Source organism: Actinoallomurus sp. CA-150999 (assembly GCF_050942425.1).
Classification (GTDB): Bacteria; Actinomycetota; Actinomycetes; order Streptosporangiales; family Streptosporangiaceae; genus Actinoallomurus.
The window spans coordinates 4,754,916-4,769,638 of sequence record NZ_CP192063.1 but is presented as its reverse complement, the minus strand read 5'-3'; the positions used below and the strand labels follow the sequence as shown (position 1 = coordinate 4,769,638).

Annotated in this window: 10 protein-coding genes and 1 pseudogene; 3 read left to right on the top strand and 8 right to left on the bottom strand. The window is 72.3% G+C overall.

All coding sequences use genetic code 11. From position 1 onward, the window contains the following. Nucleotides 1–94: 94 nt before the first annotated feature. The 6 genes and pseudogenes from ACQP2O_RS22285 to argC all read right to left on the bottom strand — a co-directional run bounded on the left by ACQP2O_RS22285 (nt 95) and on the right by argC (nt 6,385). Nucleotides 95–1,294: an argininosuccinate synthase gene (locus ACQP2O_RS22285; protein WP_433188329.1), complete on the bottom strand. Its 1,200-nt coding sequence runs from the start codon at nt 1,292–1,294 to the stop codon at nt 95–97. A 259-nt stretch (nt 1,295–1,553) separates the two neighbouring features. Beyond that, nucleotides 1,554–2,057 (bottom strand): annotated as a pseudogene (locus tag ACQP2O_RS22280) (arginine repressor); the annotation flags it as partial. Next, a complete protein-coding gene (locus ACQP2O_RS22275) occupies nt 2,054–3,295 on the bottom strand; it encodes an acetylornithine transaminase (protein WP_433188325.1) in 1,242 nt (413 codons plus the stop codon). The pseudogene ACQP2O_RS22280 and the gene ACQP2O_RS22275, both read right to left, overlap by 4 nt. After that, nucleotides 3,292–4,209 (bottom strand): acetylglutamate kinase, encoded by a 918-nt coding sequence (argB, locus tag ACQP2O_RS22270; RefSeq protein ID WP_433188322.1) that lies wholly within the window; start codon nt 4,207–4,209, stop codon nt 3,292–3,294. Before argB ends, ACQP2O_RS22275 begins: the two co-directional genes overlap by 4 nt. Further along, nucleotides 4,206–5,360: a bifunctional glutamate N-acetyltransferase/amino-acid acetyltransferase ArgJ gene (gene argJ, locus ACQP2O_RS22265; protein WP_433188319.1), complete on the bottom strand. Its 1,155-nt coding sequence runs from the start codon at nt 5,358–5,360 to the stop codon at nt 4,206–4,208. Before argJ ends, argB begins: the two co-directional genes overlap by 4 nt. Beyond that, nucleotides 5,357–6,385, bottom strand: coding sequence for an N-acetyl-gamma-glutamyl-phosphate reductase (argC, locus tag ACQP2O_RS22260; RefSeq protein WP_433188316.1), 1,029 nt, complete (start codon nt 6,383–6,385; stop codon nt 5,357–5,359). The genes argJ and argC overlap by 4 nt, the downstream gene beginning before the upstream one ends. Before the next feature lie 96 nt (nt 6,386–6,481). On the opposite strand from argC, the gene ACQP2O_RS22255 reads away from it, so the two are divergent. The 3 genes from ACQP2O_RS22255 to ACQP2O_RS22245 all read left to right on the top strand — a co-directional run bounded on the left by ACQP2O_RS22255 (nt 6,482) and on the right by ACQP2O_RS22245 (nt 10,790). Next, nucleotides 6,482–6,865, top strand: a complete 384-nt coding sequence (locus tag ACQP2O_RS22255) for a hypothetical protein (RefSeq protein ID WP_433188313.1) — start codon at nt 6,482–6,484, stop codon at nt 6,863–6,865. Between the two features lie 208 nt (nt 6,866–7,073). Further along, the gene (locus tag ACQP2O_RS22250) at nt 7,074–8,588 is read left to right on the top strand and encodes a CHAD domain-containing protein (RefSeq protein ID WP_433188310.1); all 1,515 of its coding nucleotides are present in this window, start codon (nt 7,074–7,076) and stop codon (nt 8,586–8,588) included. A 156-nt stretch (nt 8,589–8,744) separates the two neighbouring features. Next, nucleotides 8,745–10,790, top strand: coding sequence for a phosphocholine-specific phospholipase C (locus ACQP2O_RS22245; protein WP_433188307.1), 2,046 nt, complete (start codon nt 8,745–8,747; stop codon nt 10,788–10,790). Between the two features lie 296 nt (nt 10,791–11,086). Here ACQP2O_RS22245 and pheT read toward each other — a convergent pair whose 3' ends face one another. Next, nucleotides 11,087–13,567: a phenylalanine--tRNA ligase subunit beta gene (gene pheT / locus ACQP2O_RS22240; RefSeq protein ID WP_433188304.1), complete on the bottom strand. Its 2,481-nt coding sequence runs from the start codon at nt 13,565–13,567 to the stop codon at nt 11,087–11,089. Further along, nucleotides 13,567–14,676 (bottom strand): phenylalanine--tRNA ligase subunit alpha, encoded by a 1,110-nt coding sequence (gene pheS, locus ACQP2O_RS22235; RefSeq protein WP_433188301.1) that lies wholly within the window; start codon nt 14,674–14,676, stop codon nt 13,567–13,569. Before pheS ends, pheT begins: the two co-directional genes overlap by 1 nt. Nucleotides 14,677–14,723 lie beyond the last annotated feature (47 nt).

The window sequence follows — 14,723 nt, the reverse complement described above, 5'->3', positions numbered from 1 at the left end:
TGGTGGACAAAATGTCGGCCGGTCCCGCGTGGGCAAAATGTCGGCCGGTCACACGTGGCCGACGGCGGCCGGGAGACCGACCGGCCGAGGTGGTTCAGCCGAGCCGGCGGTCCCGCTCGGCCGCGATCTTGCTCGGCAGGCTCCACAGCTCGACGAAGCCCTTGGCGAGGCTCTGGTCGAACGTGTCGCCGGTGTCGTACGTGGCGAGGTCGTAGGCGTAGAGGGACGCGGCGCTGCGCCGTCCCGTGACGACCGCCCGGCCGCCGTGCAGGGTCATCCGGACGTCGCCGGACACGTGCTTCTGGGCCTCGCCGATGAAGACGTCGAGCGCGTCCATCAGCGGCGAGAACCACAGGCCGTCGTAGGCCAGCTCGCTCCAGCGCTGGTCCACGCCGCGCTTGAAGCGGGCGAGGTCGCGTTCGACCGTGACGTTCTCCAGCTCCTGGTGGGCGTTGATCAGCGTGATCGCGGCCGGTGCCTCGTAGACCTCGCGGCTCTTGATCCCGACCAGGCGGTCCTCGACCATGTCGAGGCGGCCGACGCCCTGGGCACCGGCCCGCTGGTTGAGCTCGGCGACGAGCTGGTACGGGCTGAGCTCCCGGCCGTCCAGCGCGACGGGGACGCCTTCCTTGAAGGTGATGACCACCTCGTCGGCCTCGCGCGGCTGCGCCGGGTCCGACGTGTAGGCGTAGACGTCCTCGATCGGAGCGTTCCAGATGTCCTCCAGGAAGCCGGTCTCGATGGCGCGGCCCCAGAGGTTCTGGTCGATGGAGTACGGCGACTTGGACGTGACGTCGATCGGCAGGCCCTTCTCGTCGGCGAAGGTGATGGCCTTGTCCCGGGTCCAGGCGAAGTCCCGGGCGGGCGCGATCACCTTGAGCTCGGGGGCGAGGGCCGACAGGCCGGCTTCGAAGCGGACCTGGTCGTTGCCCTTGCCCGTGCAGCCGTGCGACACCGTCGTGCCGCCGTGCTCCTTCGCCGCGGCGACGAGGTGCTTGACGATCAGCGGCCGGGACAGCGCGGACACCAGCGGGTAGCGGTCCATGTAGAGGGCGTTGGCCTTGAGGGCCGGGAAGCAGAAGTCCGCCGCGAACTCCTCCCTGGCGTCCACGACGACCGCTTCGACGGCGCCGCAGGCCAGAGCGCGCTTCCGGATGACCTCGAGGTCCTCTCCGCCCTGCCCGAGATCCACGGCGACGGCGACGACCTCACCGCCGGTCTGCTCGGCGAGGAACGGGATGGCGACGGAGGTGTCGAGACCTCCGGAATACGCGAGTACGACGCGTTCGGTCATGACGATGGCTCCAGTATTCGAAAAGTCTGACGCTGACGGCGGGCGCCGCCTGAACGGCGCCCTAGGGGACGTCCGGTGGATCTCCGACCGGACGCCCCTAAGATCGTCGCTCGGCCTTCTCGGGGGCCGCCGAGATGATCGGGGCGGTGCTGCGGGGGACCTGAACGGTGCCGCCGTCGGGGTCGGCCACCGGGTCCCAGGAGGAGTCGGTGGGCGCGCCGCCCACGCCGCCGCGCGCGGCTCGCGGGGCCCGGTCGTCCGGGCGCCGCTCGGTCAGCGCCAGCAGCGCGGCCGCGAGCTCGTCGCCGCCCGCGGGGTCTCGCGCGATGACGAGGATCGTGTCATCGCCGGCCACGGTGCCGAGCACGGTGGGCCAGTCGGCGTGGTCGATGGCCGAGGCGAGGAACTGCGCGCCGCCGGCCGGGGTGCGCACGATCACCAGGTTGGCGGAGGCCTCGGCGGAGACCAGCAGCTCCTGGGCGAGCCGGGCCAGCCGGCCGCCGAACGTCTCGGCGGCGCCGGTGCGGGCCCGGCGGATGCGCTCGCCGCCCTCCCCCGGCACCGCGTAGATCAGCGAACCGTCCGCGGCCCGCAGCTTCACCGCGCCGATGTCGACGAGGTCACGCGACAGGGTGGCCTGGGTGACGTCGACGCCGGCGTCGGCGAGCAGCCGGGCCAGCTCGCTCTGGGAGTGCACGGCGTTGCGGCCGAGCAGCTCGATGATCCGCGACTGCCGCGCCGTCTTCGTCAGCGGTGTGGTCATGACGTCGCCACCAGGATTCCCGGCAGGGCCGTGACGAAGGAGGCGGCCTCGTCCGGCGTGATGATCAGCGGTGGGGCGAGCCGGACCGCCTGGGGCGCGACCGCGTTGACGAGGAAGCCGGCGTCGCGGGCGGCGGCCTCGACGGCGGCGGACTTGGGCTCGGTGAGGACGATCGCCCGCCACAGCCCCCGGCCGCGTACGCCCGCCAGGAGCGGATGGTCGATCGCTTCGATGCCGGCGGCGAGCTGGTCGCCGACCTTGGTGACGTGCTCGAGGAGGCCCTCGCGCTCGATGGTGTCCAGGACGGCCAGCGCGGCGGCGCAGGCGACGGGGTTGCCGCCGAACGTCGAGCCGTGATCGCCCTTGCCGAACGCCGTGGCGTACGGGCCGAAACCGACGCAGGCGCCGATCGGCAGCCCGCCACCCAGCCCCTTCGCCAGAGTGATCACGTCGGGCCGTACGCCCTCGTGCTGGTGCTGGAACCAGGTGCCGGTGCGGCCGATGCCGCTCTGGATCTCATCGAGGACGAGCGCCGCTCCGGTCTCGTCGCAGATCGCCCGCGCGGCCGCGAGGTAGCCCTCCGGCGCGGGGATCACGCCCGCCTCGCCCTGGGTCGGCTCGAGGAAGATGGCCGCGCAGTCGCCGGTGACGGCGGCCCGCAGTTCGTCGACCGAGCCGTACGTCACGAACCGTACGTCGGCGGCGAACGGGCCGAACGGCTCGCGGATCGACGCCTTGCCGGTCAGCGCCAGCGCGCCCATCGTCCGGCCGTGGAAGCTGCTGTCCGCCGCCACCACGTACGTGCGGCGTGCTTCACCCCCGTGGCTACGCCCCGCCGCCCCCCTGCCTGCATGGCGCCGGATGAGCTTGTAGGCCGCCTCGTTGGCCTCGGTGCCGGAGTTGGCGAAGAAGACGCGCCCGTCGCCGCCCAGCAGCTCGAGGAGGCGCTCGGCGAGCAGCACCTCCGGCTCGTGCAGGAACAGGTTGGAGGTGTGCGCGAGGGTGGCGACCTGCGCGGAGACCGCCTGGACCAGCGCCGGATGGCCGTGCCCGAGCGCGGAGACCGCGATGCCGCCGATGAGATCGAGGTAGGCGTTGCCGTCGGTGTCCCAGACCCGGCAGCCCTCGCCGCGGGCGAGCGCGAGCGGCGGGACACCGTAGTTGGGCATCAGTGCGGCCTCGAACCGCTTCCGCAGGTCGCTCATGCGTGTCCCCTGCTCGGCTTCGTGGGCGCTCATGCCGGCACCACCATGGTTCCGATTCCCTCGTCGGTGAAGATCTCCAGCAGCAGCGCGTGCGGCACCCGGCCGTCGAGCACGTGGGCCTGCGGGACCCCGCCGCGCACCGCGCGCAGGCAGGCCTCCATCTTTGGCACCATGCCCGCTGACAGATCGGGCAAAAGTTTCTCCAGGTCGTCGGCGGTGATCTGGTCGATGACCTCCGAGGGGTCCCCGGAACCGTCGGCCGGCCAGTCGGAGTACAGACCCTCCACGTCGGTCAGCACGACCAGCTTGCTGGCCTGGAGGGCGGCCGCCAGCGCGCCCGCCGCGGTGTCGGCGTTGACGTTGTAGACCTCGCCGTCCTCGCCGCGGGCGATGCTGGAGATCACCGGGATGCGGCCGTCGTCGAGGAGGCTGCGGACCGCTCCGGAGTCGACGTCGACGATCTCGCCGACCAAACCGATGTCGATCTGTTCGCCGTCCACCACGGCGGCCTTGCGCTGGGCGGTGAACAGCCGGGCGTCCTCCCCCGACATGCCGACGCCGAACGCGCCGTGCTGGTTGAGCAGGCCCACGACGTCGGGGCCGACCTGGCCGACCAGGACCATGCGGACGACGTCCATGGTCTCCGGCGTGGTCACCCGGAGACCGGCCTTGAACGTGCTCTTCAGGCCCAGCCGGTCGAGGTGCGCGTTGATCTGCGGGCCGCCGCCGTGCACCACCACCGGGCGGAGCCCGGCGTACCGGAGGAAGGCGACGTCACGGGCGAAGGCCAGCCGCAGGTCGTCGTCGACCATGGCATGCCCGCCGTACTTGATCACGACGGTCTTGCCGTGGAACTCCTCCAGCCAGGGCAGCGCCTCGATGAGCGTGGCGGCCTTCTGCAGGGCGGCCTCGCTGGCGGCCGTACGGATCTGTGGTGTGGGGCTCATGAGGAGTACGCCGAATTCTCGTGGACGTAGTCGGCGGTGAGGTCGGTGGTGTGCACGGTCGCGGTGTGGGGGCCGGCGCTGAGGTCGACGGTGATGGTCACGTCGCGGGGCCGCATGTCGACCTTGGACCGGTCGTCGCCGAAGGATCCGTTGCGGCACACCCAGACGCCGTTGATCGCGACGTTGAGGCGGTCGGGGTCGAAGACGGCCTCGGTGGTGCCGACGGCGGACAGCACGCGGCCCCAGTTGGGGTCCTCGCCGTGGATCGCGCACTTGAGCAGGTTGCTGCGGGCCACCGAGCGCCCGACCAGCACCGCGTCGTGGTCGTTGGCCGCGCCGACGACCTCGATCGCGATCGCCTTGGTGGCGCCCTCGGCGTCGAGCAGCAGCTGCCGGGCGAGGTCGGCGCAGATGTCGGTGACGGTCTCGGCGAGCTCGTCCTCGGACGGGCTGACGCCGCTCGCCCCGCTGGCCAGCAGCAGGACGGTGTCGTTGGTGGACATGCAGCCGTCGGTGTCGAGGCGCTCGAACGTCACCTCGCAGGCCCGCCGCAGCACCCGGTCGAGGGTCGCCGTGTCGACGTCGGCGTCGGTCGTGATCACGCAGAGCATGGTGGCGAGGGCCGGCGCGAGCATGCCCGCGCCCTTGGCCATGCCGCCGACGGTGTAGCCGGCGGTCGCCCGGCGGAAGGCGATCTTGGCGACGGTGTCCGTGGTCCGGATCGCGTCGGCCGCCGGCAGGCCGCCGTCGCGCGACAGCTCGCGGGCGGCCTTGTCGACGCCGCCGAGCAGGGCGTCCATCGGCAACCGCTCGCCGATGAGACCGGTGGAGCAGACCGCGACCTCGCCGGCCGAGTCGCCGAGGACGTCCGCGACCTTCTCGGCCGTCTGGTGCGTGTCCTGGAAGCCCGCCGGGCCGGTGCAGGCGTTGGCCCCACCGGAGTTGAGGATGACGGCGCGCACGCGGCCACCGCGCAGCACCTGCTCCGACCACAGCACCGGCGCGGCCTTCACGCGGTTGCGGGTGAAGACGCCGGCCGCCGCGCGGGACGGACCGTCGTTGACGACGAGGGCGAGGTCGCGCTCACCGCCCTTCTTGATGCCCGCGGCCAATCCGGCCGCTCTGAATCCGAGGGGGGCGGTGACGCTCACGGGGCGACTCCGATCGTGGTGAGACCCATTGCTTCTGGCAGATCGAGGGCGAGGTTCGCGCTCTGCACGGCCCCGCCGGCGGTGCCCTTGGTCAGGTTGTCGATGGCGGCCACGGCGACGACGCGCCCGGCGCGCTCGTCGAGGGCGACCTGGACGACGGCGGTGTTCGCGCCGAGCGTCATCGCGGTCGCGGGCCACTGGCCCTCGGGCAGGAGACGGACGAACGGCTCGTCGGCGTAGGCGTCCGCGTACGCCTCCCGCACGCCCTGGGCGGTGACGCCGGGCGCGGCCCTGGCCGAGCAGGTGGCGAGGATGCCGCGGCTCATCGGCGCGAGGGTCGGCGTGAACGACACGGTGACCGGGTGCCCCGCCACCGTGGACAGCTGCTGGGTGATCTCCGGGGTGTGGCGGTGGACGCCGCCGACGCCGTACGCGCTCATCGAGCCCATGACCTCACTGCCGAGCAGGTTGGGCTTGGCCGCCCGGCCCGCGCCGGAGGTGCCGGACGCCGCGACGATCACGGCGTCGGGCTCGGCCAGCCCGGCGGCGTACGCGGGGAACAACGCGAGCAGCGACACGGTCGGGTAGCACCCCGGCACCGCGATGCGCCGCGTGGCGCGGAGCCGCTCGCGGTTGCCGGGCAGCTCCGGCAGGCCGTACGGCCAGGTGCCCGCGTGCGCGCCGCCGTAGTAGTGCTCCCAGTCGGCGGCATCGGCGAGCCGGAAGTCGGCGCCGCAGTCGACGACGAGCACGTCGTCGCCCAGCAGCTCCGCGATCGGCCCGGACTGGCCGTGAGGCAGGGCGAGGAAGACGATGTCGTGACCGGCCAGGGTCTCGGGTGTCGTCTCGGCGAGGATCCGGTCGGCCAGCGGGTGCAGATGCGGCTGGTGCGCGCCGAGCGGTGTGCCCGCGCTCGCGTTCGCGGTCAGCGCGCCGATCTCGAACTCGGGGTGCCCGGCCAGCACACGCAGCAGCTCACCTCCCGCATAGCCGCTCGCTCCGGCGATCGCCGCACGCGTGCCCATCGTCTCCTCCTCCGTGGCGCTGTGTTAAGTATGCATTTCGCTGCATCATCATGCAAGCGCCTTTCCGGTTCCCGGGAAACCGCTAAGGTCCCCTCCATGCGCCGGATCGCCCTGCTCTCCCTGCCCTTGGCCGCCCTGCTCGCCGTCACCGGATGCGGCTCCGGTTCCAAGCCGAAGGCCGCCAAGACGACGGCGACCGGCCAGGCCGACTGCGGGAAGGTCGACGCCGCCGGCGGCGCCCCGGCGTACCTCAAGGTGACCAAGGGTTCGGCGTCCTGCGCCGAGGCGGTCTCGGTGTACAAGGCGTTCTTCGCCGAGATCGCCGAGGGCAAGGCACCGGGCCAGGGCAGCGGCGGTGAGCTCTCGGTCCAGGGCTGGTCGTGCGTCATCTACCCGCCCGACCAGATCCAGCAGAACGGCCGCGGTGCCGACTGCACGAAGAGCGGCGCCACCGTCACCGCGTTCCAGAAGGCGGGCTGACCCCGCGTCGGGCCCGCCCCGATCCCTGACGCTCACGGAAGCCCACTCCCGGCCCTGACACTCGCGGAAGCTCACCCCCGGCCCTGACGCTCACGGAAGCCCGCCCCCGGTCCTGACGCTCGCGGAAGACTTCCCGGCGAATCTTCAACGGCGTATATCTGGGTATGCCGTTTTGCCCGATATATACATGTTTTGAGGGAGATTCGCCGTGGCGCATCACACGGAACTCGAGCGCAAGTACGACGCCGACGCCGACTTCGTGCTTCCCGACCTGCGGGAAGCCCGCGTAAAGGTCGGCGAACCCGCCACGCACACCCTCCAGGCCCGGTACTTCGACACCGAGGACCTGCGGCTCGCCGCCCACGGGATCACCCTGCGCCGCCGGCGCGGCGGCGATGACGCCGGATGGCACCTCAAACTGCCGGCGGGCACGAACACCAAGCGAGAGATCCAGCTGCCGCTCGGCGACGGCGGTGAGCAGACCGTGCCGGCGGAACTCGCCACGCTCGTCACCGTCCGCACGCGCGGGAGGCCGCTCGTGCCCGTGGCCGAGGTGGAGACCCGCCGGATCGAACGCCCCCTCCTGGGAAAGAACGGCCGGGTGCTGGCGAAACTGGCCGACGACACGGTGCACGCGCACCCCTTCGGCCGGAGCGGCGGCGAGGTCCACCTGATGGCGTGGCGCGAGATCGAGATCGAGGCCGTCACCGCGTCCGACGACTTCCTGTCGGCCGTCGGCGACCACCTGCTCGGCGCCGGTGCGAGGGAGTCGGCGGCCCGGTCCAAGCTGGCCCGGACGCTGGAGGCGGTCCCCTCCTCCGACCGGCGCGTGGACACCGGCACCGCCGGAGGGGTCCTCGTGACCTATCTCGCCAAGCACTTCGACAAGATGCTGGCGTACGACCCGCTCGTCCGCCTGGCCGACCACGACGACGACACGGTGCACAGGATGCGCGTGAGCGTACGGCGGATGCGCAGCCTCCTCCGCACCCATCGCAGCATGATCGATCCGGCCCGCGTCGCCGGTCTCGACACCGAGCTGAAGTGGCTGGCCGACGCGCTGGGCGAGGTCCGTGACCTGGAGGTGCTCCGCGCGCGATTCGAGCGGCGCCTGGCGGACCGGCCCGACGCCGACCAGCGGCCGACGTGGCTGGCCGAGATGGCCGCGGAGGAGCTCCGTGCCCGCGACCGGCTGCGCGAGAGCCTGTCGACGCCGCGGTACCTCGCTCTCCTGGACGCGGTCGACGCCTTCCTGACCTCCCCGCCCTTCATCGGCGGACGCGCCGGCCGGCCGGCCCGGCGGGAGACGGCCAAGGTCGTCGACCAGACCTGGCGGAAGATGCTGCGCCGGCACGCCCACTCCGCCGAACTTCCCCCGAGCGAGGCCCGCGACGTCGCACTCCACGACACCCGTAAGGCCGCCAAACGAGCCCGCTACACCGCCGAGGCCGCCGTGCCCGCCCTGGGCTCCCCCGCGAAGAAGCTGGCCCGCCGCGCGGAGCGGCTGCAGGAGGTGCTCGGCGCCTACCAGGACGGCGTGGTCGCCGCCGAACGGCTCGGTGATTTCGCCGGCCGGCCCGGGACACCGGCCGTCGAGGCCTTCGCCGCCGGCCGGCTCGCCGAGCGAGAGGAACACGGTCGGGAACGCGAGCTGCGGGATCTGCCCGCCGCCGTGAAGAAGGCCGCCAAGCGCGGGCCGCGCCGCGCCCTCCGGAGAAAGTGACCCACGCGGACCCACGTCCGTTTCCAGGCTTGGCCGTGCCCGGCTACCCGGGTTGGCCAAGCCTTCTTCCCGATTTCCCCCATCCGCCGTGGAGCGTTGCCGATCACTTGAGAACACTGTCCTGCCCCGCCGATCCGACCCCGAGGCAGGCCATTCATGACCGACATCAACCGTCGACGATTCATGCAACTCGCCGGTGGGACGGCCGCGATGACCGCGCTGTCCACGAGCATCGCCCGGGCCGCGGAGGTCCCCGCGGCCCGTCGCACCGGCACTCTGCGGGACATCGAGCACATCGTGGTCCTCATGCAGGAGAACCGGTCCTTCGACCACTACTTCGGCACGCTGCGCGGTGTGCGCGGATTCGGCGATCCGCATCCCGTGACGCTGCCGAGCGGCAAGCCGGTCTGGAACCAGTCCGACGGCGCCAAGGACGTCCTCCCGTTCCACCCGGACGCGACCGACCTCGGCCTGCGGTTCCTCCAGGACCTCGACCACAGCTGGAACGGCGGGCACACCGCCTGGAACGGCGGCGCGTACGACAAGTGGGTGCCGGCCAAGACCGCCACCACGATGGCGTACCTCACGCGTAAGGACATCCCGTTCCACTACGCGCTGGCCGACGCCTTCACGATCTGCGACGCCTACCACTGCTCGATGATCGGCCCCACCGACCCGAACCGCTACTACATGTGGACCGGCTACACGGGCAACGACGGCACCGGCGGCGGCCCCGTCCTCGGCAACGACGAGGTGGGCTACTCCTGGACGACCTATCCCGAGCGCCTGGAGAAGGCCGGGATCTCCTGGAAGATCTACCAGGATGCCGGCGACGGCCTCGACGGCCCGGGCTCCTGGGGATGGACGAACGACGCCTACATCGGCAACTACGGCGACAACTCGCTGCTCTACTTCAACCAGTACCGGAACGCCAAGCCCGGCGACCCGCTCTACGACAAGGCGCGGACCGGCACCGACGCCAAGCACGGCCAGGGATTCTTCGACGTCCTCAAGGCCGACGTTCAGGCCGGCCGGCTGCCGCAGATCTCGTGGATCGCCGCGCCCGAGGCCTTCACCGAGCACCCGAACTGGCCCGTCAACTACGGCGCCTGGTACATCTCCCAGGTCCTGAACGCGCTCACGGCCAACCCGGACGTGTGGAGCAAGACGGCGCTGTTCATCACCTACGACGAGAACGACGGCTTCTTCGACCACGCCGTGCCGCCGTACCCGCCGTCGTCTCCGGCGCAGGGGCGCTCGACCGTCGACGTCGCCGGTGAGATCTTCCCGGGATCCGGCCAGAGCGTCGCCGGTCCGTACGGCCTGGGGCAGCGCGTCCCGATGTTCGTCGTGTCGCCCTGGAGCAAGGGCGGCTGGGTGTGCTCCGAGGTCTTCGACCACACCTCGATCATCCGGTTCATGGAGCAGCGCTTCGGCGTTCACGAGCCGAACATCTCGGGCTGGCGCAGGGCCGTCTGCGGCGACCTGACCTCGGCGTTCGACTTCGGCCACACCGCCGCCCGGATGCCCGCGCTCCCCGACACCAGCGGCTATGTCCCGCCGGACCGGGACCGGCACCCCGACTACGTTCCGACGCCGCCGGCGAATCCGGCGCTGCCGAAGCAGGAGCGCGGGCTGCGCCCGGCCCGGCCGCTGCCGTACGACCTGGCCGCCGACGGTCGCGTGGGAGCCGACGGTCTGGCGATCGACTTCGCCGATCACGGCGAGGCGACCGCGACCTTCTACGTGACCTCCACGACCCACGCGAACGGGCCCTGGACCTACACCGTGGGCGCGGGCCGGCGGCTCTCCGCGACGTGGAGCGGGACGGGCGCGTACGACGTCCGGGTGCACGGTCCGAACGGCTTCTTCCGGCGGCTCGCCGGTCGCGGTGGCAGCGCCGGCCCCGAGGTGGCCGCGCGCCACGACGGCGGGCGTGAGGAGGTCCAGCTGGTGCTGACCAACGGCGGCAAGAACCCCGTACGGCTCACGGTCAAGGACGCCTACCGCAACGGGCGCACGGCCACGTACCGGGTCCAGCCGGGCGCGCGCGTCGTCCACGTGGCAGCGGCGGGTCGCAGCCACGGCTGGTACGACCTGTCGGTCGTCTCCGACCACGACGGCACGTTCCTGCGGCGGCTGGCCGGCCACGTCGAGACCGGACGCCCGAGCACGAGCGACCCCGCCATCGCCACGAGCTGAGCACGGGGACACCCTGCCAAGGGTGTGTCCGGTGGATCTACCGGACACACCCTTGCCCTCGTTTCCGCCGAGCGTCGTGGGCGAGGCCGACCGGCCGGGCCCGCTGAGCCCTCGGCAACCGACATGGCCGGCCTCTCGCACGCCGGCCGGTGTGAGACGACCGCGTCGTGATCACGACGCGGTGTTAGGGCGTGTCCGGTGGGTCTTGTTCGTGGCGAGCCACGCAGCCGGACAAAGATCCGCCGGATACGCCCTAGGGGCGTGTCCGGCGGATCTCCGTCCGGATGGCTCCCAGGTCAGGCGCCGCGGAGAACGGCGCCGACCCGCTCGGCCGCGGCGGCGACGGCGGCGTCCCGGACGGCGGTGGTCTCCTCGGCCGTGAGCGTACGGTCGGACGCGCGGAACCGGAGCGTGTAGGCGAGCGACTTGTTCCCCTCGCCGACCTGCTCACCGGTGTACACGTCGAAGAGCCGGATCGACTCGAGGAGCTCCCCGGCGCCCTGCGCCTCGACGCCCGCCCGGAGCGCGGCCTCCACCTCGGCGGCGGGGACGTGTCCGGCCACGGTCAGGGCGATGTCCTGGGTGGCCACCGGGTACGTCGCGACGTGCGGCGCGGTCACGGTGCCGGACGCCTTCGGCTCCAGCAGGCTCAGGTCGAGCTCCATGGCGCAGGCACGCGACGGCAGGTCGTACGCCTTGGTCACCCGGGGGTGCAGCTCCCCCGCGTGGCCGACGAGGGTCCCGTCGGCGAACAGCGCGGCGCAGCGGCCGGGGTGCCAGGGCGCGTGCTGGTCCGCCTTGACCTCCAGCTCGACGCCCGCCTCGGCCGCGATGACCCGGGCGGCCTCGATGGCGTCGGCCCAGGTCGCCGGGCGGCCCTCGCCCCACCAGCCGGCCGGCTCGCGGGCCCCGGCCAGGACCGCGGCGACGCGCTGTGGCTGGTCGGGCAGCGCCGCCTGGATGGCGGCGAGCTCCTCCGCCGTGGGCGCGCGGTCGACCGGCGGTCGCGGCGGGGTCGGGGCGTCCGGACGGGGCCGGTAGACGAGGCCCGTCTCGAACAGGGCGACGTCGGCGAAGCCGCGCCCGACGTTGCGGCCCAGCGTGCGCAGCAGCGCCGGGAGCAGCGTCGTGCGCAGGAGCGGCTCGTCCTCGGTGAGCGGGTTGGCCAGCCGTAGCGCGCGCCGACGGGCGTCGTCGGCCGGCAGCTGCAGGGCGTCCCAGTCGCCCGCGGACACGAACGGGTAGTTGATCACCTCGTCGTATCCGGCCGCGGCCAGGGCCCGGCCGACGCGGCGGCGCAGCCGCTGCGCCGGGGTGAGACCCCGCCCGGCGACCGAACGCGGGGCGCGCGCGGGGATGTTCTCGTAGCCCTCGAGCCGGATGACCTCTTCGGCGAGGTCGTTCGGGTCGCACAGGTCGGGCCGCCAGGACGGCGGCGTCACGGTGAGGACATCGTCGCCGGTGACCTCGCAGCCGACGTCACGCAGCCGCTTGACCACCGTGTCGCGGCCGTACGCGACGCCCGCGACGCGGTCCGGGTGGCCGGCCGGGATGGTGATCGTGACGTTCTCCGCCGGCGCCTCGGCGTGCGTCACGCCGGGCAGCACCTCGGCGCCGCCGAGCTCGGCCAGCATCCGCACGGCCTTGAGGGTCGCCACCAGCGGCAGGTCACGGTCGACGCCACGCTCGAAGCGGTACAGCGCCTCGCTCTTGAGCTTGTGACGGCGGCCCTGCCGCGCCAGGTCGCTCGCCGAGAAGTGCGCGCCCTCGATCACCATGTCGGCCGACTTCTCGTCGATCTCGGTGTGCAGGCCGCCCATCGTCCCGGCCATCGAGATCGGGCCCGACCCGTCGGTGATCAGGACGTCGTCCGGGTGCAGGTCCCGTACGACGTGGTCGAGGGTCTCCAGCCGCTCGCCCGGCTCGGCCCGGCGGACGACGATCGGGCCGGTCAGCTTCGCCCGGTCGAAGGCGTGCAGCGGCTGGCCCAGCTCGAGCATCAGGTAGTTGGTGACGTCAACGGCCAGGGACACCGAGCGCATCCCGGCGTAGGCCAGCCGGACCCGCATCCACAGTGGCGACGGCGCGTCGGGCGCGAAGCCGCGCACCTCCCGGAGGACGAAGCGGTCGCAGCCGGTCGGGTCCGCGATGCTCGCCGGGTACGACTCGCCGGTCTCGGCCGGGAGCTCGACGTCGGCGGGGTCACGGAACGGCACGTCGTACGCCGTCGCGACCTCGCGGGCGACGCCGCGGATCGAGGCGGTGTAGCCGCGGTCCGGCGTGATCGCGATGTCGAGCACCTCGTCGCGGAGCCCGGTCAGCTCGACGAAGTCGGCCCCGAGGGGCGTGTCCGGCGGCAGGATGAGGATGCCGGGGCTGCTCTCGGCCAGGCCGAGCTCGGCCTCGGAGCAGATCATGCCGTCGGACACCCTGCCGTACGTCTTGCGCGCGGCGATCGCGAACCCGCCGGGCAGCACGGCGCCCGGCAGCGCGACCGGCACGCGGTCGCCGGCGACGAAGTTGGTCGCGCCGCAGACGATGCCGCGCGGCTCGCCTTCGCCGACGTCGACCTGGCAGAAGCGGATCGGCTTCTTGAAACCGCTGAGCTCCTCGATCTCCAGGACCTGCCCGGTGATGACACCGGTCACGTCGTGCCCGACGGCCTCGACGGACTCGACCTCCATACCGGCGGCGATCAGCTTCTGGGCGATGTCACGCGCAGTGACCTCGGCGGGCAGCTCGGCGTACTCCCGCAGCCACGAAACAGGGGCGCGCATCAGATCTCCATCCCGAATGCCTGGGTGAAGCGCACGTCACCCTCGAACATGTCGTGCATGTCCTCGACCCCGTGCCGGAACATCAGCGTGCGCTCGACGCCCAGGCCGAACGCCCAGCCGCTGTAACGCTCCGGGTCGACCCCGGCGGCGATCAGCACGCGCGGGTTGACCATGCCGCAGCCGCCCAGCTCGATCCAGCCCTCCGACCGGCAGGTGCGACAGGGCTCGCCGCCCGGCTCTGCCGAGGCGCCGCGGCAGACGAAGCACTGCATGTCGACCTCGGCGGACGGCTCGGTGAACGGGAAGTAGTACGGGCGGAAGCGGGTCTTGAGCCCTTCGCCGAACATCCCCGTGACGAACGCGCCGATGGCACCGCGCAGATCGGCCATGGTGATGCCCTCGTCGACGACGAGGCCCTCCATCTGGTGAAAGACGGGGCTGTGCGTCGCGTCGAGCTCGTCGGTGCGGAAGGTGCGGCCGGTGCAGACGACGTAGACCGGCAGCTCACGGGTCAGCAGAGCGCGGATCTGGACCGGCGAGGTGTGGGTCCGCAGAACGAGGCCCGAGTCCTCCGACTCGACGAAGAAGGTGTCCTGCATCTCCCGCGCCGGGTGGGCGGGCGGGAAGTTCAGCGCGTCGAAGTTGAACCACTCGGCCTCGACCTCCGGCCCTTCGGCCAGTTCGAAGCCCATGGAGACGAAGACGTCGGCCATGCGCTCGGCGATGGTCGTCACCGGGTGCCGGGCGCCGCGCGGCGTGCGGTTCCACGGCAGGGTGACGTCGACGGCCTCCTCGACGAGGACGCGCTGGTCGCGCTCCTCCTCCAGCTCGGCCTGACGTGCCTTGAGCGCGTCGGAGACCTCACGGCGGGCGGTGCCGACGCGCTTGCCGGCCTCGGCCTTGGCGTGCGGCGGCAGGGCGCCGATCTCCCGGTTGGCGAGCGCGAGCGGCGAACGGTCGCCGGCGTGGGCCAGGCGGACCTGTTTCAGCTCGTCGAGGCTCTCGGCCGCCGCGATCGCGGCGAGCGCCTCGTCGCGCGCGCGGGCCACCTCGTCCGGATGGAGCGCGGTGACCTCGACGGGGTCATATGACTTATTAGGTGCGGACATGTTTGGAGTACTCCAGCAGTGGCGGAACGGCGATCGAGTCTAGTCGG

Coding starts and splice junctions, on each gene's coding strand:
- pheT (WP_433188304.1), bottom strand. CDS start 13,567: ATGCGCGCCCCTGTTTCGTGGCTGCGGGAGTACGCCGAGCTGCCCGCC.
- pheS (WP_433188301.1), bottom strand. CDS start 14,676: ATGTCCGCACCTAATAAGTCATATGACCCCGTCGAGGTCACCGCGCTC.
- ACQP2O_RS22245 (WP_433188307.1), top strand. CDS start 8,745: ATGACCGACATCAACCGTCGACGATTCATGCAACTCGCCGGTGGGACG.
- ACQP2O_RS22285 (WP_433188329.1), bottom strand. CDS start 1,294: ATGACCGAACGCGTCGTACTCGCGTATTCCGGAGGTCTCGACACCTCC.
- ACQP2O_RS22255 (WP_433188313.1), top strand. CDS start 6,482: ATGCGCCGGATCGCCCTGCTCTCCCTGCCCTTGGCCGCCCTGCTCGCC.
- argC (WP_433188316.1), bottom strand. CDS start 6,385: ATGGGCACGCGTGCGGCGATCGCCGGAGCGAGCGGCTATGCGGGAGGT.
- ACQP2O_RS22275 (WP_433188325.1), bottom strand. CDS start 3,295: ATGAGCGCCCACGAAGCCGAGCAGGGGACACGCATGAGCGACCTGCGG.
- argB (WP_433188322.1), bottom strand. CDS start 4,209: ATGAGCCCCACACCACAGATCCGTACGGCCGCCAGCGAGGCCGCCCTG.